This is a genomic window from Altererythrobacter aquiaggeris (assembly GCF_037154015.1).
Classification (GTDB): Bacteria; Pseudomonadota; Alphaproteobacteria; order Sphingomonadales; family Sphingomonadaceae; genus Aestuarierythrobacter; species Aestuarierythrobacter aquiaggeris.
The window spans coordinates 2,202,919-2,222,347 of sequence record NZ_JBANRL010000001.1 but is presented as its reverse complement, the minus strand read 5'-3'; the positions used below and the strand labels follow the sequence as shown (position 1 = coordinate 2,222,347).

The window sequence follows — 19,429 nt, the reverse complement described above, 5'->3', positions numbered from 1 at the left end:
TTCGCTTCCTATCAAAATCAGGCATATTTGCAGTTGCACGCCCACGCGATAAAGATACGCTCGAGAATACGAACGTTTCCCCGCAAGTCGCGGCCAATTCGGGAGTTGCTGACGATGAAGACAGTTTTTACCGCACTTGCGCTTACGCTGGTCATCACATCGCCCGCCGCCGCCCAATCGGGCGAAGCAGTGGCGGCAGCGGCACTTGAAGCCGCACCTGTGTGGGACGGGCACAACGACGTGCCGATGCAATTGCGCGAACGCTACCGCAATATGCTGTCCGAATTCGATTTCGAAGATACGACCGGGACCGGGCCTGACCACGTAAACGGACAGGCGATGCATACTGATCTGGCACGGTTGAAAACAGGAGCAGTGGGCGCGCAGTTCTGGTCGGTTTACGTCAGCGCCGATCTGGACGAGCCTGAGGCCGTGGTCGCCACAATCGAGCAAATCGATGTGACACGGCGGTTGATCGCGCAATATCCCGGCAGGCTGGCGCTGGCATTGGATTCAACCGATGTCGAACGCGCCTTGGCTGAAGGCGAGATTGCTTCCCTAATCGGGATGGAGGGCGGCCATTCAATCGGTTCCAGCCTGGCTGTTCTGCGCCAGATGTATGCCATTGGGGCGCGCTATATGACATTGACGCATTCAAAGAACACGCCCTGGGCCGACAGCGCCACCGATAAGCCCGAGCATGATGGACTGACAGACTTCGGCAAAGATCTGGTGCGCGAGATGAACCGGTTGGGGATGCTGGTCGATCTCAGCCATGTGAGCGAGAAAACGATGCTCGATGCGCTGGACGCAGGATCTGCGCCAGTCATTTTCAGCCATTCGGGTGCGCGCGCGGTCAATGGCCATGCGAGAAACGTGCCGGATAGCGTTTTGGCGCGCCTTCCCGCCAATGGCGGCATAGTGATGGTCGTCGGCTATCCGGGTTTTCTAAGCGAGGCGGCACGGCAATGGTACGCCGGTCACCAAGCAGAAAACGCGCGGTTGGAAGCCTTGTGGCAGGGCCAGCCCCGGGCGGTGGAAACGGCGCTGGCTGCGTGGACGCAGGCCAATCCGGAACCCGGGGCCAATATATCCGACATGGCCGATCATATCGATCACATCCGGTCAGTCGCCGGTATCGCCAATATTGGCATCGGCGGTGATTATGATGGAATCCCGACTGTTCCTGTCGGGATGGAAGATGTCGCGGGATACCCGGCGTTGTTCACCCAGCTTGCCAAACGCGGATATACGCAGGCCGAGTTGGAAATGATCTCGAGCCGTAACATGATGCGCGTGTTGAAAGCGGCCGAAGCCGTCGCCGCGTCGCAATCGGGACAGGCACCTATAGAGACGCCCGTGCCCGACTGAACCCTGCGTTATTCGGCAGTCTCGTTTTCAATTGTGCCCACGGCTTCATCCGTTTGCGGCACCGCTGTTTCCAGATCGTCTGCATTATCGGAGACTATTCCGTCAGTACCATCGCCGCCGGATTCGTTGGCAGCCTCGATCTTGCCGCTTACTGTTGCTTCGCTTTCGACAGGGTCCTGCGTCAAAGCGCCGGTGATCCAGATAATCGAAAGGAGAGCAATCGCCAGAAACAGACCCACGCCCAGAACCCAGCGCATCGTGCCCTGGCTCTCGCCGCCGCGCGCTTCGTCTGTCTCAAGATGAACTTCGTCGCCTTTACGTTCCATGGCGGTAATCTCCTAAAAATGTAACTATCCGGATATTCGTGAACTACGAGTGCAGTCTAGCATAGTTCCGCTGCGATGCAGTGCGATCATTAGTCTCGCAGCAATTCATTGATGGCGGTTTTGGACCGCGTTTGCGCGTCCACGGTCTTCACGATCACCGCGCAGTAGAGTGACGGGCCCGCTGTGCCATCCGGCAGCGGCTTGCCCGGCAAGGCGCCAGGCACGACCACTGCATAGTCGGGAACTCTGCCGACATGGATTTCACCGGTGGCACGATCGACAATCTTGGTCGAAGCACCAAGATAGACGCCCATCGAAAGAACTGCACCTTTACCCACGATTACCCCTTCGGCAACTTCCGAGCGGGCACCGATGAATGCGCCGTCTTCGATTACCACCGGACCCGCCTGCAGAGGTTCCAGCACGCCGCCAATTCCGGCACCGCCCGAAATATGGACATTCTTCCCGATTTGCGCGCAACTGCCGACAGTGGCCCAAGTGTCGATCATGGTGCCTTCATCGACATAGGCACCGATATTTATGAAGCTGGGCATCAGGACAACGCCCTTGGCAATATGACTGCCGTGTCTGGCAACGGCACCCGGCACAACGCGGAAGCCGGCCTCGCGGAAGCGGTTTTCGCCCCAACCATCAAACTTTGACGGCACCTTGTCATAGGCTGGCGTACCGGCAGATCCGTATTCCATCACCGAGTTGTCATTCAGGCGAAAGGACATGAGCACTGCCTTTTTCAGCCATTGGTTGACCTGCCAGCCGCCGTTGCCGTCAGGCTGGGCAACGCGGGCGCTGCCGTTATCCAGCATTGCGAGCGCTTCATTAACCACTTCGGCCACATCTTCAGAGCCAGGGTTTACATTCGCGCGATCTTCCCAGGCGGTTTCGATGGCAGCAGAGAGTTGATCGTTCATGTGGGGCAAGGCTCCGGTCTATGGTCGGTCGTGAGCACCGCTGCTAACCGCAAGTCGGCCCTGCCACAAGTTATTGCCGTTCACCTGCGGGTTAATAAGTCGATGCTATAGCCCGCGACAAGTTAGGGACTGCACATGGATAAACGGACCTCGTCTGGTCAACGCCGCGTTGTATCATGCGTTAAATTGAGCGCGGGCGTGGCTATGTTGGCCCTTGTATCGGCCTGCGGAGGCGGCGGCGGCGGCGGCGGGGTTATTTCCGCTCCGGCTCCGGCACCCACTCCGGCACCCACTCCGGCACCCAGCCCCGCACCGACGCCTGTGATTACCACGGTCAATACCAATACGCAGGAATATCGGCGATCTGACGGTCCGGCGTTTCACGGGGCGGTAACCGCATGGAACAACGGCGCGACGGGGCAGGGCGAAACGATTGCGATTTTCGACACCGGCATCGATCTCGATAGTCCTGAATTTGCTGGCCGGTTATCGTCGGCGTCAGCGAATGTAGTGGGCGCAAATATCACGGTTAATGCGGAAGACGATCACGGCACAAATGTCGCGCTGGTTGCAGCGGCGGGTCTGAATAACACAGGCGTGGTCGGGATTGCATTTGGTGCCACCATTCTGGCCTTGCGCGGTGACGAGCCGGGGAGCTGCGCCAGCGGTGTGGATAGCACCGACCCCCTGGACGGCTGTTCCTTTACCGACACGGCAATCGCGGCGGGAATTGATCGCGCCGTCAGCGCAGGTGCAACAGTTATCAACTTGTCGCTAGGCGGCTCCATGCCTAATGCCAATGTGCGCCGGGCAGTCAGGAATGCTGCAGCGGCGGGTGTTGTCATCGTGGTTGCCGCCGGAAATGACGGCGATTCTACCGAAGATGGAATCAATCCGAACCAGCCCGACCCGTTCGGCGCCGGATTACTGGAAGCGGGCGGTACGAATGTCATCATTGCAGGCTCGGTTGACAATAACGGTAATTTATCGGCTTTCAGCAATCGGGCCGGTGATCTGAGCGCATCATACCTGTCGGCTTTGGGCGAGGGGATATGCTGCACTTACAAAGACGGCGAGCTTCTGATTGAAACCAACCCCGACGGATCGCGATTTGTTTACGTGTTTTCAGGGACGAGCTTTGCGGCGCCGCAGATATCGGGCGCTGTTGCCTTGCTTGCGCAGGCTTTCCCGAACCTGACAGGCGCACAGATCGTCGAAATTTTGCTCAATAGCGCACGCGATGCCGGCGCTGCAGGAGCGGACGCCCTCTATGGCCGGGGAATTCTCGACATTTCTGCCGCGTTCAGACCCTCGGGGACGACCGCACTTGCAGGCGGAACAATGGCGCTTGCGCTTGCCGACAATACAGGTGCGACTTCGGGCCCGATGGGTGATGCGGTCGCCAACGTTTTGATAGGTACCTTGGTACAGGATAAATACGGACGGGCGTTTGAATATGACTTCGGCCGGAATCTGCGCACGGCAACTGCCCGCCAGCCGCTGGCGCCGGCGCTTGGCATACAGGGGCGCCGTGATGCTTCCGTCAACGAGACAGCCTCGCTGGCATTTAACTTTAGCCAAGGCAGCCGGGCAGGCGGACTGGATTGGGAGCCTTCGCTTAGATTATCGCAGGACGATGCCGAAAAGGCCCGCATTCTGGCCGCGCGCGCTGCCTTTAAAATTGCACCGGATTTGCAGCTAGGCTTTGCGTTCAGGCAGGGCGCTGACGGATTGGTAGCACAGCTCCAGGGTCAGGATCGGCCCGCCTTTATGATTGCGGCATCGGCCACGGGTGACGAGGGGTTCCTGCGAGGCACCGACATGACGCTGGCCGTTCGCCGCCAGATCGGCAAATATGGCCTGACCGTCAATGTCGAAAATGGCCAAACTTATTCGGCAAATGTGATGCGGCAGGCCGGCTTGGCCGGACAGGACCAGGTCAGTAACGATGCCAGCAGTTTCGGCGCGAGCATTGACCGCGACTGGGGTGCGTTCGATGCAAGTGTGGGCGTGAATGTTCTGTCCGAAGCCCGGACCGTGCTCGGGGCCAGCTTCCATGATGCCTTGGGCGCGGGCGGAGCGCAAACAGCGTTTCTTGACGCAAATGCGGGTTTTGATATCGGCCATGGCTTGCGCTTGGGGGCAGCACTGAGGCAAGGCTATTCGCGTGCCAGAACTGGCGGGGTAATTACTAGCGGCTCCGAATTCGTCAGCCGCAGTTGGTCATTTGATCTTGAACGACGCGGCGTGTTCGGCCGGACGGATTCGCTAGGTTTCCGCCTCTCCCAGCCGCTTCGGGTCGTGGGTGGCGGTCTCAATCTCGAGCTACCGGTCGGGTATGATTACGCAACCGAAAAAGCGGCTTACGGCATAAGCCGACTTTCGCTGGCCCCTGAAGGACGCGAGCTTATGGGCGAAATAGCCTGGCGCGGCAAAGTCCTGGGCGGTTTCGGTGCAGCCAGTCTTTTCTACCGCAAAGAGCCCGGTCATTTTGCCGGCGCACCCGATGACAAGGGTGTGGCTCTTCGCTGGTCGAGCGGCTTTTAGGCTTCTTTCAAACCTGCTTTGAGCGCGAAGCTATAGGCAGTCTGGACAAGCGGAACCACACGCTCGGACATTGTCTTGGCGTGCGCGCTGGATGCGGTTCCGTCGATCACGCGCTTTTTAATGCCTTGGATAATCCCCGCGAGACGGAAGAGATTATAAGCGAAGTACCAGTCCATCGGTGGCACGGGGAAACCGGTGCGTTTGACATACCGCTCGACAGCGTCGGCCATAGTCGGAATGCCCAGTGCAGCGTGATCCAGCCCGCCGATCCCTGCGCGGCCATCAGGCTCGTTCACCCAATTCAGCATCAGATAGGAAAAATCGGCAATCGGATCGCCCAGTGTCGATAGTTCCCAATCCAGCACCGCGATGATTTCGGGTTCGGTTTTGTGAAAGATAAGATTATCCAACCGGTAATCGCCATGCGCGATCGCCGATGCGTGCTGCGGCGGTATTGTGGTCGGGAGCCATTTGATCAGCCGGTCCATTTCCGGAATGGTCTCTGTTTCCGAGAGCCTGTACTGTTTTGTCCAGCGCGCAATCTGCCGCGCGCAATAGTCATCCGGTCTGCCAAAATCGCCCATCCCGATCGTTGCGGGATCAGTCATGTGCAGGTCGGCCATCGTGTCGATCATGGCATTGTAGATTGCGCGGCGTTCATCAGGATTTGATGCCGGTAATGCGCCGTCCCACAGGCTCCGCCCGTCAGCGAGACCCATCACGAAAAACATCGAGCCGAGCACTTCCGGGTCTTCGCACAGGCCATAGGCGCGCGGCACCGGAAAGCCTGTCGGATAAAGTGCAGCCATCGCCTTGTACTCGCGGTCCACTGCATGGGCGGATGGCAGCAATTTGCCAAACGGTTGACGGCGCAGGACGTATGACTGACCGGGCGTGTCGAGCCGGTAAGTGGGGTTGGACTGGCCGCCTTTGAATTTGGTCATCGTGACGGGGCCGGCAAAGCCTTCGACATTGGCAACCATCCACTGCGTCAGCCTCGCTTCGTCCAGACGGTCATTTTCGGGCACTTCGACAGTGCCGACCATTTCCTTCTCATAATCCATCGCGCAGTCCTTACTGGTCGAAGACAATAACCGAGCGGGCGCTGTGTCCGCCGCGCATTTTTTCGAAACCCGCATTAATCTGGTCGAGCGAAATCCGCTCGGCAATGATCGTGTCCAGATCAAGCAGCCCGCGCAGGTAAAAATCCACCAGCCGCGGCAGATCGACGGGGAAGTGGTTCATCCCCATGATCGCGCCCTGCAATTTCTTGCCGCCAAGCAAATCCATCGCGCCCAGACCTACTTTGCAATCGAGCGGCATCATGCCCAGAACGGTCGCAGTGCCGCCGCGCCGCAAGACCTTGACCGCCATATCGGCAGATGCCTGCCTGCCGACAGCTTCGATAGCGTGATGCACGCCGCCGCCGGTCAATTCGATTATCTGTGCTGCGGCATCTTCGGCCATGGCATCAACCACATCGGTTGCGCCCAATACTTCGGCAAGCGCGCGCTTTTCCGCCATCGGATCGACAGCGATCACCCGGCCCGCTCCGGCAATTTTTGCCGCGTTGACGACAGCCAGTCCCACACCTCCGCAGCCGATCACGGCTACCGTTTCACCGGGGACCACCTTGCAAGCGTTGAAGATGGCTCCAGCGCCGGTTGTGACGGCGCAGCCCAGAATTGCTGCGCGGTCGAGCGGCATGTCCTTGTCAATTGAAACGCAGGCATGTTCATGCACCAGCATCTGTTCGGCAAAGGCGGACAGGTTGAGCATCTGGTTTACCGGCTCGGCGCCGCGCATCAGCCGGGAACCGTCACCCTTCTGACGCCTCGTATCGCCGCCCATGCACAGCGCCATGCGGCCGGTGACGCAGAATTCGCAGTGACCGCAGAACGCCGATAGACAAGTGACGACATGGTCGCCCGGTTTGACCGTGCGGACCTCGCTGCCCACCTGCTCCACGATCCCTGCTGCTTCATGCCCGGGAACTGCGGGCATGGCGTGCGGATAGGCCCCGTCGATGAAATGCAGGTCCGAATGACACAAGCCGCAGGCGGATGTCCGGATCAGCACTTCATGCGGGCCGGGTTTGGCAACCGACAGATCGCCGATCACCAGACCCCGGCCCGCCTGTTCGAGTATGGCGCCCTTCATATATGCAGTTCCTTAATGTGCTGCGCCGCCGTCGGGCGCATGACGGGCAAATTCGATACGGGCGATGGCGCGGTTGTGCACTTCGTCCGGACCGTCAGCCAGGCGCAACGTGCGCTGGTGGGCATATGCCTGCGCCAGACCGTAATCTTCCGACACACCGCCCCCGCCATGGGCCTGGATTGCATCATCGATAATTTTCAGCGCCATATTCGGCGCTTGCACCTTGATCATCGCAATTTCGAGGGCCGCAGCCTTGTTGCCGACCTTGTCCATCATGTCTGCCGCCTTGAGGCACAGCAGACGGGTCATCTCGATGTTTGTGCGCGCTTCTGCGATCCGCTGTTCCCAGATCGAATGCTTGTAAATCGGTTTTCCGAAGGCGACACGCGACTGAAGCCGGCGGCCCATTTTGGCAATCGCTTCTTCGGCTACACCGATGGTGCGCATGCAGTGATGGATGCGGCCAGGGCCAAGACGGCCCTGCGCGATCTCGAAACCGCGTCCTTCACCGAGCAGCATGGCATTGGCAGGAACGCGCACATCCTTGAGCGAGATTTCCATATGGCCGTGCGGTGCATCGTCATACCCGAACACGGGCAGATGGCGTTCGATAGTGACACCTTCGGCATCCAGCGGCATCAGGATCATGCTTTGCTGCTGGTGGCGGTTGGCTTCAAAGTCGGTCTTGCCCATCAGGATCGAGATTTTGCAGCGCGGATCACCGGCGCCTGACGACCACCATTTGCGGCCGTTGATAACATATTCTTCACCGTCCCGAACAATGGCTGTTTCAATGTTGGTCGCATCGGAGGATGCGACATCCGGCTCGGTCATCAGGAAAGCAGAGCGGATTTCGCCATTCATCAGCGGCGCAAGATATTGATCCTTTTGCTCGCGCGTGCCGTAACGGTGAAACACTTCCATATTACCGGTATCGGGCGCGGAGCAGTTGAAGACTTCACTCGCCCAGCCGATCCGGCCCATTTCTTCCGCACAAAGCGCATATTCAAGATTGGAAAGGTGCGGACCTTTAAATTCAAACGTGTCATCAACGTGCGTGCGACCAAACTGCGGCGGCATGAACAGGTTCCAGATACCCTGCGCCTTCGCCTTGGCCTTCATGTGTTCGACGATCTGGATGACTTTCCATCGGTCCCCTTCGGCATCCTGCTGTTTGTAAACGCCCATATTGGGACGCACATTCGCTTCAATGAAATCGCGCACGCGGTCGCGCCAATGGGTTTGCCGTTCAGTAAGATCGAAATCCATAGGTCTGGTATCCTTTGTTCGGAATTGGACTGGAATCTGCGATTCCCTTGTGGCCAACCGTGCCAGAGCTTCGCACGCTCGCCAAGGGAAGTTTTAATCGCCCGCTTAAACTTTGCGACTCAAGGTGCGCTGCCCGGTCCGTCGGGGCTGGCACGCACAGCACTGTTCATTGCTGCGATCCTTGCTTCGTGTTCCGCCCGGTCGATCGGGAACCTTCCGAGCCAGAATGCAGCGATGATCGCCAGCACCAGAGAAGCGCCGCCATAAAGCAGCACCAGCGTGCTGATGACATTGTCCGGGACAGTGCCGGGACTGGCATCGGTTGAAAGCTGCGAAATGGATATAACCTGTCCTGTCAGGAATATTCCGAGCCCGGTTGCACATTTTTGCACCAACCAGTTACCCGAATAAAACGCCCCTTCGCTTCTGCGTCCGGTGCGCTCTTCGAAGGCTTCGACAATCTCTGCAATCATGGATGATGCCGAGATCATCACGACGACGCCAAACATGTTTCCGAAAATCAAAAAGGCGTAGAGGCTGATTGTGGACTCCAGCGATCCCGGCTGCGGCCAGAACCCTGACAACAGCAGACCATAGGGTATGAAAGTGATGACCAGCGCCGCAATCGCTGCAACGGCTGCACTCATGGGTTTGCCAAGCCGTTTGTGCATCGGCCCGACGATGAAGAACATCATCACCACACTAACGAACAGAACGACAGGATATGCCATCAGTGCAGCGCTGCTGAATTGCCAGACAAACAGATTGAGATAATTGGAAATCGAAAAGGTCATCCCCTGGCTGATATATGCCGCCAGTCCGCCGGCGGCGAAAATCAGAAAGGCCTTTTCGGAGAAAGCTTCCCGGATTTCGGAAAACGCGTTTGCAATGCTGAAGGGTGGCGGTTTTTTCGCCGGCAGATGTGCAAAAAGCCTGTGCTGCCCCGCTGCCGAACCTATGACCGATATTACGATCATAACCGCACCAAAAATGCCGAACGCGGCATATCCGTCGCTCTGCAGCAAACCTTCCGAGCCGGGCATAAATACCGTATAGGCGAGCACCATCATCGACAGGCCGCCCATCCAGCCAAACAGATAACGGTAGCGGAACAAGGTGGTCCGTTCGTCATAGTCCGCAGTCAATTCGGGGACCAGCGACACGGAAGGCACTTCGCAGGCGGACAGCAGCATACGCACGACGATCGCGATACCCAGCAAGCCCAAGAAACTGGGTGGTTCGCCGCCGGGCGGTGACCATAAAATGACCCATGCCAGGGCAAGCGGGACAGGAGCGACATAAAGCCACGGGAGACGGCGTCCCCAGCGGGTGTAGGTCCGGTCGGACAGGTTGCCCAGAATAGGATCTATGACAGCGTCGGCCAACAGCGCGAGCAGCAGGGCAAGGCTGACCAGTGCCGCGTCCATCCCCAGCACCTGATTATAGAAGATGAGCAGAAAAAATGAAAAGCCGGTGTCCTTGACGCCGAACGCGACCGCACCGAACCCGTGAATAATTTTGAGCCGCATAGGCAGCGGTCCGGTCAGCACGGGCGTTGCCACGCCAGCCATCAGTTGGGCCGGTTCAAGCTGGCACCTGGCCCGATACAATTTCCGGCCGCCGTGCGAGCTTCGGCAGTCATTCTCGAGAATCGCATAGGCTTTGCTTTCGCTGTTCCAGATGCTGCCAGCTTAGGGCGCACTCGTCTTTCGTCAACGCGTCAGTGGGTGACGCTACGGCAAGGGGAGCTTGGCCGCGCCGTGTCGAACGGCGCTTGTGATACGGGCGGAATCGGTGTTTAACCGCTCCATTAAATTTGCGATTCATGCTGGAGAGATACCCATGTCCGACACCGAGCAATTCCGTCTTGAAACCCGCGATTGGCTGGAATCCAATTGCCCGCCCGAAATGCGCCAACTCGTCCGCGACGAGGGCGATGTTTATTGGGGAGGCCGCAATGCGAAGTTCAAGAACGATGCGCAAAAGGCATGGTTCGAAGCGTGTGTCGAAAAGGGCTACACCGTTCCGGCCTGGCCGAAAGAATATGGCGGCGCAGGTCTGGATGGGCCGCAATCCAAAATCCTGCGCGAAGAAATGGCCCGCATCGGCGCGCGTCCGCCGCTATCCAGCTTCGGCATCTGGATGCTTGGCCCGGCACTGTTAAAGTTCGGCACAGAAGAACAGAAAGTCCATTATCTCGGAGAAATCGCGCGCGGAGAGATCCGCTGGTGTCAGGGATACTCCGAACCGGGTTCGGGATCGGATCTGGTGTCGATGCAGACATTCGGCGAAGACAAGGGCGATCACTGGGTCGTCAACGGCCAGAAGATATGGACTTCCTACGCCGACGAAGCGGACTGGATTTTCTGCCTCGTTCGCACTGACAAGACGAACAAATATCAAGGCATCACCTTCATGCTGTTCGACATGGAATCGAAGGGCGTTTCAACCAAGCCGATCCTGCTGATCAGTGGCAACAGCCCGTTTTGTGAAACCTTCTTTGACGATGTAGAAGTACCCAAAGATCAGCACGTCGGCGAAATCAACCGCGGCTGGGACGTTGCAAAATATCTGCTCGGCCACGAACGCGAAATGATCTCGGGCGCAGGCGGCGGCGACCGGACCAGTGCCATCGGCGCGGCGATGCTGCGTCATGCCGGTGATCTGGACCCGATGCTTCGTGCCGACCTTGCCAAATTCGATGTCGAAGCGTTGGCTTATGGCGCGATGGGCGAGAAATTCCTTGACGAGATGAAGGCCGGAAAAGGCCATCCAGCGCAGCCCAACATGATGAAATATGTCGGTACCGAACTTAACAAGCGCCGCCATGAATTGATGATGGCGGCGGGCGGTTCGCGCAGTCTTGAATGGGACAGCGAAGAAACCGGCGGCGGCAAGGCATCGCGCAACTGGCTGCGGACGAAAGCCAATTCCATCGAAGGCGGCACCAGCGAAGTCATGCTGAACGTGGTTGCCAAACGCATTCTTGATCTTCCGGGGGCCTGATCCATGGCGCTTTATTATGACGACGACCAGTCGATGCTGGCTGACACCGCATCGCAGTTCATGGCCGAAGAAGGCTCCATCAAAAAACAGCTGCGCCATTGGCGCGACCGCGATTGCAAGGATGGGTTCGGCCACGAATTGTGGAAGCAGTTCGGCGAAATGGGCTTTACCGGTATGCTTGTTTCGGAAGAGGATGGCGGGCTGGGTATGGGCAATGTCGAGGCTGGCATCGTGCTCGAACAGATCGGCCGCAATCTCACCCCGTCGCCGTTTCTGACCAGTTCGGTTCTGGCTGCAACGGCGCTAGGGCAGGGTAGCAACGATCTTCGCGGACGCTATTTGCCGGGCCTGATTTCGGGCGAGCACGTGTTTGCAGTGGCGATCGACGAGGGCGCAAAACACCGCCCCGAACGGATCAAAACAAGGGCCGAGAAATCGGGCAACGGGTTCAAACTCAGCGGCCAGAAGGATTTCGTGATCCACGGTGCCAGCGCGGATATGATGATTGTCGCCGCGCGCACATCGGGCAGTGATGATGATCAAGACGGCATCACACTGTTTGCAGTACCCAAGGATGCCGCGGGGCTTTCACAGGATGCTGTTCGCCTGGTCGATAGCTCGATCGCGACCCACGCCAAATTCGACAATGTCGAGCTTGATGGTGACGCGGTGATCGGCGAAGTCGATGGCGGGCGCGAAGTGCTCAACGCGATGCTCAGCGCAGGCCGTGTCGGCGCGGCTGCCGAAAGCGTCGGTGTTTCGGCCGGTTCGATGGATATGACGGTCGATTATCTCAAACAGCGCAAGCAGTTCGGCAAGCTGATCGGCGAATTTCAGGCGCTGCAGCACCGCGCTGCGCATCTGTATTCCGAGGTTGAAATCGCGCGCGCCGCGACAATCAAGGCGCAGCAATTGCTCGATGCGGGCGCGCCCAGCGCCGAACTGATGGTTTCGGTTGCCAAGGCCAAGGCCGGCACCACGTCCAATCTTTCGGTCCGTGAAGGTGTGCAGATGCATGGCGGGATCGGTATGACCGACGAATATGACATCGGCCTGTATATGAAGCGGGACCGCGCATTGTCCGAATTCCTGGGTGATGCGAATTATCACACCGAACGCGTTGCCCGGCTTAGCGGGTATTGAGGTTTAGACAGATGATGAAACTGAATGAACTTTTCGGCCTCGAAGGCAAAATCGCGCTGGTAACTGGCGGATCGCGCGGCATCGGCAAGATGATCGTCGAAGGCCTGCTCGAAGCCGGCTGCGCGCGGGTTTATATTGTGGCGCGCAAGAAAGAACAGGTCGATGAAACCGCTGCCGAATTGGGCGACAAGGTCATCGGCTTGGTCGGCGATCTGTCGCAGATGGACGGCATCCAGCAGCTGGCAGACGACTTGGCGAGCCGCGAGGAAAAGCTGGACCTGCTGGTTAACAATGCCGGTGCGGCATGGGGTGCTCCGTTTGATGAATTTACCGAGGCCGGCTGGGACCGGACCATGGATCTCAACGTCAAGACACCGTTTTTCCTGACCCAGAAACTGCACGGCTTGCTCAAGGCGGCAGGGACGAAAGAACGACCGGCCAAAGTTTTGATGATCGCGTCGATCGACGGGATGAAGACGAACCCGTGGCCGACCTATCCCTATCAGGCGTCCAAGGCCGGCTTGATCCATCTGACGCGGCGGATGGCTGCCGAACTGATCGCCGACAATATCGTGGTGAACGGCATCGGTCCGGGCGCCTTCCCCAGCGCAATGAACCGCGCTGCGCGTGATAATAAGGAACTGGTCGAGAAGGGCATCCCCTCGCGCCGTGTCGGAGTGACCGAAGATATGGCGGCAGGCGCGATCTACCTGCTCAGCCGTGCGGGCGACTATGTGGTCGGCACCACGATCCCGATCGATGGCGGCGTGGTAAACGCCAACATCGGCGCGGGCAATTTCGTCGATCCGGCGGGATAGGGACACCATGCGGACAACGCGAAAAATCTGGACAAATACGTTCATTTCATTGGCTGCCGCCGCCATGCTGGCGGGCTGTGCGGTCACGCCAGTGGCGGAAGTTGCGAGCGCGCCCGTTGCTGCACCTGCAGCGGTGCAGCTTGTCCAGCTTCCGGCTGGCAATCGCACGGTCGACGTCAGCGTTTACCGGCCCGTTGCCAAGCCGCTTGGCGTGCTGTTCATGTCCCACGGCGGCAACAGTTCGCCGGCACGGATGCGTTCGCTGACCGATCGGTTGACGGCGGAAGGATTTGTTGTCCTTGCGCCCATGCACACGGATTCTCTCGAGGCGCCCGATGATGTCCGCACCGATCTGTTTGCGGCATTCCCTACCCGCATTGCCGATTTGCAAGCTGTGTCGGCCTATGCCGCGCAGAGTTTCCCCGATCTGCCCTATGGCGCGATTGGCTATAGTTACGGATCGCTGACATCGCTGATCGGCGTGGGGATGCTGCGTGATATGGCACAGGGCACGGTTCCTGCGCTGAAATCTGCCGTCACTTTCTCCACACCCGGTGTCATTCCGGGCATGATGGACGGCGACGCGGCCTTTACCACGATTGGCAGGCCGACGCTGCTGGTTACCGGCACGGAAGATGTCGTGCCCGATTTCGTACCCGATGGCAAAATGCATCAGGCCTATTTCGAGCGTGCACCGGCGGGGGGACGGATGATGATCGTAGTGGGGGGCGCAACCCACCGCTTCGTAGGCGGCGATGAACCGGGCTTCAGCGAAACGTGGCCGGTTGTGGTGGATTTCTTGAAAGCGACCGTGCTGGATGATGCCGCCGCCAAGATCCGGCTCGGCGCCGCAAAAAGCACCCAGCAGATCGAAATCAGCCGCCGCTGAAGGTATCTGTTCCCGCGGCCGGCAGCGCGGCACTCAGGCAAAGGCGGGAAGGGTTACACTAGTTACACCCTGTCACCCTGTGTCCGACGGGTTTTTATCCAATCTAATCATTCGGTTAGCTATTGATGTGGCTGGGTGACAGATTCCGGGGTGACGCGATAAAGCGGATTTGCGTGATTGATGATGTGAAAGAGCCGCAGCAAGACTAGCGCGGCGATGGTCTGTAGGAAACGCTGCAAAAACATGCGCCGCTGCGCCGCGGCCAGTTGTCCGTACGCCCGCGAACCGATGATACCGGCCGGAAAGCTGGACCCTTTTGCGGCTTTGCACGTTTCAATCACCCGGAGATCAAGGCATTTCTCCTTCAGGATCCTTTACCGATGACGGCCAGCGAACGACTATCTGGTGATCAGTCCACTGATTCACCGCTAACATTGGCGGACGGTTTGTCGCTGCGCCATGATGGCGATCTGGATGCAATGGGGCGCACTGCCATGCTGGAGGCCATGACCGAAGCTGTCCCTGTCGGCATTGTCATCACGGACGCGTCGGGCAAGATTATTCACGGCAATAAATGTGTCGAGGAAATGGTGCGCCATCCGGTGCTCTTTTCTAATGACGCAGATTCGTATGGCGAATGGATTTCGTACCATGCGGACGGAACCAAGGTTGCTTCGGAAGAATACCCCCTCGCCAGGATTATCAAGGGCGGCGAAGACCACGCGCAGTTGGAAGTGCATTACCAGCGCGGTGACAAGACAATGTTCTGGATGCGCATAATCGGCAAATCGGTGCGCGGTGCCGACAATAAATTGCTTGGCGCGACAGTTGCCCTGATTGATGTCGATGAAGAAATTATGCTGCGCCAGTCGCAGGAAATCCTGATTGGAGAATTGAACCACCGGGTAAAAAATGCCTTCAGCGTAACCATGGCGATCGTGCGCCGTTCATTGGGGGGAACCAATGTTTCGGCGGATGTCATGGCGGCCATCGCGGCACGCCTTCAGGCATATGCCATGGTCCATAGCCAACTGGTTGGCACAAAGTGGGGCTTCGCCAGCCTGCGGCAAGTCGCCCAGGACGTTCTTCAACCGATCGCCGGCGAGCACCTGGAGCTGGCCGGGCCGGAGGTGAAAATTTCTTCACAGACGGGTATTTCTTTATCGATGGCTTTCTATGAGCTGGTAACCAACGCGTCGAAATACGGAGCCCTGTCTGTCGAGGGCGGAAAAATCCTGCTAGGCTGGGATATCGACCGCGAAAAGTCGCCCGAGGAAGTAACCATGCGCTGGCGCGAAACCGGCGGACCGGATGTGGCAGATACGACCGCAGAAGGGTTCGGAACGTTTATCACGCAGCGTGCTGTGGCGGCGCAGACCAATGGGACCGTGACGGCGCTTTACAAACGCACGGGTCTGGAATGGACCCTGAAAATGCCACTACCTTCCAAGATGAGTTGAACAATATGCCTGACAATAAAAAAAGCATTTTGATCGTCGAAGACGAATTTTTCCTCGCCTTTCAGCTGGCCGACGATCTTGAAGATCTGGGTTACGAGATTATCGGACCCGCGCTGCATCTCAAGGATGCCCTGGTGCTGGCGAAGGAAGCCGATATCACCGCCGCTTTTCTGGACGTCAATCTGGGGCATGGGGATACGTCGCAACCGGTTGCAGAAATCTTGCGCGCCAGAGACGTGCCGTTCATTTTCGTGACCGCCTATGATCGCAAGGAAGTCACCTTCGCACTGCCGGGTGACGAAGTTCTGAAAAAGCCGATTACCAGCCGCGAAGTGCTGCAGACATTGCGCGACCGGCTGCCCGATATCGAATTGTAAATGGCGGTCAGGCCGGTTCGCGGACGCACCCGGCTTTCGACCTGAAAAACAAGCGCATGGGAAGCTCGGTCATCCCGCTGCACGGTCAAGTCATCAGCCGCGCCGCCATCGGCATCTTCGCGCTACTCCATCAACTCGCGTACAAACGGGATCAGTCCGGTCTGCCGCGTCCGTTTCATCCGTTCGGCGTGCAGGATTTCGCGCACTTTTACGAAGCATTCGTCGACATCGTCATTGATCACGACATAGTCATATTCGGCCCAGTGGCTGATTTCGCCGCGCGCACGCTGCATACGGCTGTCGATCACATCGGCGCTATCCAGCCCGCGTGTTTCCAGGCGGCTGCGCAGGGCGGCCAGATTCGGCGGCAACAGGAAGACGCTGACCGCATCCTGTTGGTCTTTCTGATACAATTGCTGGGTACCCTGCCAATCGATATCGAACAGGAAATCCTGCCCCTGTTTCAGGCCCTGGCGAATATATCCCTTGGGCGTGCCATAGCGATTATCGAAGACATGCGCCCATTCGTAAAATTCGTCTTTTTCGACCATTTCATCGAACCGCGCGTCGGACACGAAATGATAGTCCACGCCGTTTACTTCGCCTTTGCGCGGCGGGCGCGTGGTCGCAGATACTGACAGCTGGATTTCTTTATCGGCCATCAGCAATTTTTGCGACATGGTGGTTTTTCCCGCGCCCGACGGGGATGACAGGATGAACATAATCCCGCGGCGGGAAAGCGTGCTTTGGTCAGTCATATCCGCTCATGGAACAATGATCGCTTATCAATCAAGGGCCAATCACGGGCAGTGTGCGCGGACTGCGCTATTTCTTTTCCGCCATCTTGCGCAACGTCTTGTCGCCGCTGCGCCGCGCCTTGCGTTTGGACTGGCTGCGGTCAAACAGCGTTTTCACCAGCAGACCGCCGCCAACCAGCACAGCACCGGGCACCGAACGGGTGGCGATTTTGGAAACGCCATAGGATGCCAGGGTCGAAACCAGACCGCGGTTCTGGACGATATCCTTGGCCAGTTGCGGATTGAACCGGGTCCGCAAAATCCCTTTTTCCACCGCCATGCGCACCAGACGCCCACCGCTTCGCATGGCGATATCGCTCAGAATCAGATTTGTGGCAGCGTTGGGGCTGGGGCCAGGGATCGGCGCCGCGTTGCCGGGCAGCGATTCTGCGACCTGGTTCACCTTGGCCGCACCTTTTTCAGTTATGTGTTTTGCCATCTGGCATCCTTTTTAACCGGTTGATCGCTCCGGGGCGCCAGAGCGCCAAACCCGGCTAACCCTTGCGCCCGAAATCGACTGTGACAACGTTCGATCCGTCGTCAGTCTCGCCAGTTTCATCGCTGCGCTGCGGTGCGGGGCTGTCATTTTCGGCATCATCATGCGGTTCGGGCGCCATATCGGCAACGGTCGCCTGGAATTGCAGCCCGAAATCGACCGCAGGATCCACGAAAGCGGTGATTGCGGAATAGGGGATCGAAAGCAGCGAAGGCATCTGGTTGAAGCTGAGGCCCACCTGAAAGCCGTGATCATCGACGTTCAGATCCCAGAATTTGTTTTGCAGCACGATCGTCATTTCGTCGGGGAAACGTTCCGTCAGATGCTTCGGGATATCCACGCCAGCGGCGCCCGTCTTGAAAGTGATATAGAAGTGGTGATCGCCGGGAAGTTCGCTCCCGCCGCGCACGACCTCGCTCAGCACGCGGCCGACAACCGCGCGGAGGGCTTCCTGCACGATCTCGTCATAGGGGATCATGCTGTCTGGTGTATTCTCGCTCATCGCCTCGACACCTGACGCGCAGGCGCTGTATGGTCAAGCAGGAATGCGCGTTCAGCCAGCCAATTTCCGCAATCAAACGGTTGCGCGCAGCGGCCCCCTCTATATATCGGCGGCCATGCGCACAGCCATTATCAACCGGGACACGACCGAGACGAAGATCGCGGTCGAACTGAATCTGGACGGTACCGGAAAATACGACGTCAAAACCGGCATCGGCTTTCTGGATCACATGATCGAACAGTTTTCGCGCCATTCGCTGATCGATCTCAAACTGCACGTCGATGGCGATTTGCACATCGACCAGCATCACACGGTTGAAGATAGCGCATTGGCGCTGGGCGAAGCATTATCACAGGCGTTGGGCGACCGTGCGGGTATCGGGCGCTATGGCACCGCATATTCGCCGATGGATGAAACGCTGGCGCGTGTTGCGCTGGATATTTCGGGCCGGCCATATCTGGTCTGGAAGGCAGGATTTTCGCAAATGCGGCTGGGCGAGATGGATACCGAACTGATCGGGCACTGGTTCCACTCGGTCGCGCAAACTTGCGGAATAACACTGCATATCGAACTGCTTTACGGGCAGAACAACCACCACATTTGCGAAGCGATTTACAAGGGTTTCGCGCGCGCCATGCGCACTGCGGTCGAAGTCGATCCGCGCAAGGGCGGGGCAGTCCCGTCCACCAAGGGAACGCTGGGTGGCTGAAACCGTCGCGCTTGTCGATTACGGCGCGGGCAACCTTCATTCGGTTCACAACGCTCTGAAGGCGGCGGGTGCGCGCCATGTCGAAGTCACTGCCAACCCGTCGGTTGTGCGGTCGGCCGACCGTATCGTATTGCCCGGCGTCGGCTCGTTCAAGGCCTGCGCCGAAGGGCTGCGCGCGGTCGATGGCATGATCGAGGCAATGGCCGAGCGGGTCCAGGTCGGCGGGGCGCCGTTTCTGGGAATATGCGTGGGAATGCAATTGCTCGCCACGCGCGGCGTGGAACACGGTATCACCGCCGGGCTGGACTGGATCAGCGGCGAGGTGCGCCCTATCGAAATCACCGATCCGGCCATCAAGGTGCCGCATATGGGCTGGAACGATGTGGCGCCGTCTGCCCGGTCGGATACCAGTCTGATCCAGGCTGGCGAGGCCTATTTCCTGCATTCCTACCACTTTGCGCCCGCAAGCGGCGAAAATGTTGCAGCGATGACCGATCACGGCGGCGGCCTGGTTGCGGCAGTCGAACACGGTAATGTCGTCGGTGTGCAGTTTCACCCCGAGAAGAGCCAGGCGTACGGGCTGGCCCTGCTCGCGAATTTTCTGGAGTGGCGACCTTGATAGGAGTTTCG

Annotated in this window: 19 protein-coding genes; 10 read left to right on the top strand and 9 right to left on the bottom strand. The window is 58.5% G+C overall.

Annotation, left to right across the window (positions count from 1 at the left end):
- Positions 1-114: 114 nt before the first annotated feature.
- A complete protein-coding gene (locus WFP06_RS10890) occupies positions 115-1,371 on the top strand; it encodes a dipeptidase (RefSeq protein WP_336987188.1) in 1,257 nt (418 codons plus the stop codon).
- Positions 1,372-1,379: 8 nt separating this feature from the next.
- On the opposite strand, the gene WFP06_RS10885 is transcribed toward WFP06_RS10890, so the two are convergent.
- Together WFP06_RS10885 and dapD are read right to left on the bottom strand one after the other, a co-directional pair.
- Positions 1,380-1,697: a hypothetical protein gene (locus WFP06_RS10885; RefSeq protein ID WP_336987187.1), complete on the bottom strand. Its 318-nt coding sequence runs from the start codon at positions 1,695-1,697 to the stop codon at positions 1,380-1,382.
- An 89-nt stretch (positions 1,698-1,786) separates the two neighbouring features.
- Positions 1,787-2,626: a 2,3,4,5-tetrahydropyridine-2,6-dicarboxylate N-succinyltransferase gene (dapD, locus tag WFP06_RS10880; protein WP_336987186.1), complete on the bottom strand. Its 840-nt coding sequence runs from the start codon at positions 2,624-2,626 to the stop codon at positions 1,787-1,789.
- Between the two features lie 204 nt (positions 2,627-2,830).
- Here dapD and WFP06_RS10875 point away from each other — a divergent pair, with 204 nt between their 5' ends.
- Positions 2,831-5,173: a S8 family peptidase gene (locus WFP06_RS10875; RefSeq protein WP_336987185.1), complete on the top strand. Its 2,343-nt coding sequence runs from the start codon at positions 2,831-2,833 to the stop codon at positions 5,171-5,173.
- Here the strand turns inward: WFP06_RS10875 and WFP06_RS10870 are convergent.
- The 4 genes from WFP06_RS10870 to WFP06_RS10855 form a co-directional block, all read right to left on the bottom strand.
- The gene (locus WFP06_RS10870; protein ID WP_336987184.1) at positions 5,170-6,237 is read right to left on the bottom strand and encodes a phosphotransferase family protein; all 1,068 of its coding nucleotides are present in this window, start codon (positions 6,235-6,237) and stop codon (positions 5,170-5,172) included. The two genes, WFP06_RS10875 and WFP06_RS10870, sit on opposite strands and share 4 nt — an antisense overlap.
- Positions 6,238-6,247: 10 nt before the next feature.
- Complete coding sequence (locus WFP06_RS10865) at positions 6,248-7,333, bottom strand: Zn-dependent alcohol dehydrogenase (RefSeq protein WP_336987183.1); 1,086 nt, start codon at positions 7,331-7,333, stop codon at positions 6,248-6,250.
- Between the two features lie 12 nt (positions 7,334-7,345).
- A complete protein-coding gene (locus WFP06_RS10860; protein WP_336987182.1) occupies positions 7,346-8,602 on the bottom strand; it encodes an acyl-CoA dehydrogenase family protein in 1,257 nt (418 codons plus the stop codon).
- Between the two features lie 119 nt (positions 8,603-8,721).
- Complete coding sequence (locus WFP06_RS10855; RefSeq protein WP_336987181.1) at positions 8,722-10,173, bottom strand: MFS transporter; 1,452 nt, start codon at positions 10,171-10,173, stop codon at positions 8,722-8,724.
- A gap of 271 nt (positions 10,174-10,444) precedes the next feature.
- Here WFP06_RS10855 and WFP06_RS10850 point away from each other — a divergent pair, with 271 nt between their 5' ends.
- The 6 genes from WFP06_RS10850 (at position 10,445) to WFP06_RS10825 (ending at position 16,295) form a co-directional block, all read left to right on the top strand.
- Positions 10,445-11,608, top strand: a complete 1,164-nt coding sequence (locus WFP06_RS10850) for an acyl-CoA dehydrogenase family protein (protein WP_336987180.1) — start codon at positions 10,445-10,447, stop codon at positions 11,606-11,608.
- Between the two features lie 3 nt (positions 11,609-11,611).
- Positions 11,612-12,751, top strand: a complete 1,140-nt coding sequence (locus WFP06_RS10845; RefSeq protein ID WP_336987179.1) for an acyl-CoA dehydrogenase family protein — start codon at positions 11,612-11,614, stop codon at positions 12,749-12,751.
- Between the two features lie 14 nt (positions 12,752-12,765).
- The gene (locus tag WFP06_RS10840) at positions 12,766-13,569 is read left to right on the top strand and encodes an SDR family NAD(P)-dependent oxidoreductase (protein ID WP_336987684.1); all 804 of its coding nucleotides are present in this window, start codon (positions 12,766-12,768) and stop codon (positions 13,567-13,569) included.
- Between the two features lie 7 nt (positions 13,570-13,576).
- Positions 13,577-14,458, top strand: coding sequence for an alpha/beta hydrolase (locus WFP06_RS10835; protein WP_336987178.1), 882 nt, complete (start codon positions 13,577-13,579; stop codon positions 14,456-14,458).
- Between the two features lie 380 nt (positions 14,459-14,838).
- The gene (locus WFP06_RS10830; RefSeq protein ID WP_336987177.1) at positions 14,839-15,918 is read left to right on the top strand and encodes a sensor histidine kinase; all 1,080 of its coding nucleotides are present in this window, start codon (positions 14,839-14,841) and stop codon (positions 15,916-15,918) included.
- Positions 15,919-15,923: 5 nt separating this feature from the next.
- Positions 15,924-16,295 carry a response regulator gene (locus tag WFP06_RS10825; protein WP_336987176.1) on the top strand — a complete coding sequence of 124 codons (372 nt, stop codon included), beginning with the start codon at positions 15,924-15,926 and terminating at the stop codon, positions 16,293-16,295.
- A gap of 122 nt (positions 16,296-16,417) precedes the next feature.
- Here the strand turns inward: WFP06_RS10825 and gmk are convergent, their stop codons facing one another.
- From gmk to WFP06_RS10810, 3 genes are all read right to left on the bottom strand, one after another.
- Complete coding sequence (gene gmk / locus WFP06_RS10820) at positions 16,418-17,053, bottom strand: guanylate kinase (protein WP_336987175.1); 636 nt, start codon at positions 17,051-17,053, stop codon at positions 16,418-16,420.
- Positions 17,054-17,120: 67 nt separating this feature from the next.
- Positions 17,121-17,531, bottom strand: coding sequence for a hypothetical protein (locus WFP06_RS10815; RefSeq protein WP_336987174.1), 411 nt, complete (start codon positions 17,529-17,531; stop codon positions 17,121-17,123).
- A gap of 55 nt (positions 17,532-17,586) precedes the next feature.
- Positions 17,587-18,090 (bottom strand): SspB family protein, encoded by a 504-nt coding sequence (locus WFP06_RS10810; protein ID WP_336987173.1) that lies wholly within the window; start codon positions 18,088-18,090, stop codon positions 17,587-17,589.
- A 115-nt stretch (positions 18,091-18,205) separates the two neighbouring features.
- On the opposite strand from WFP06_RS10810, the gene hisB reads away from it, so the two are divergent.
- The gene (gene hisB / locus WFP06_RS10805) at positions 18,206-18,799 is read left to right on the top strand and encodes an imidazoleglycerol-phosphate dehydratase HisB (RefSeq protein ID WP_336987683.1); all 594 of its coding nucleotides are present in this window, start codon (positions 18,206-18,208) and stop codon (positions 18,797-18,799) included.
- Positions 18,792-19,418 carry an imidazole glycerol phosphate synthase subunit HisH gene (gene hisH, locus WFP06_RS10800; RefSeq protein ID WP_336987172.1) on the top strand — a complete coding sequence of 209 codons (627 nt, stop codon included), beginning with the start codon at positions 18,792-18,794 and terminating at the stop codon, positions 19,416-19,418. Before hisB ends, hisH begins: the two co-directional genes overlap by 8 nt.
- Positions 19,419-19,429 lie beyond the last annotated feature (11 nt).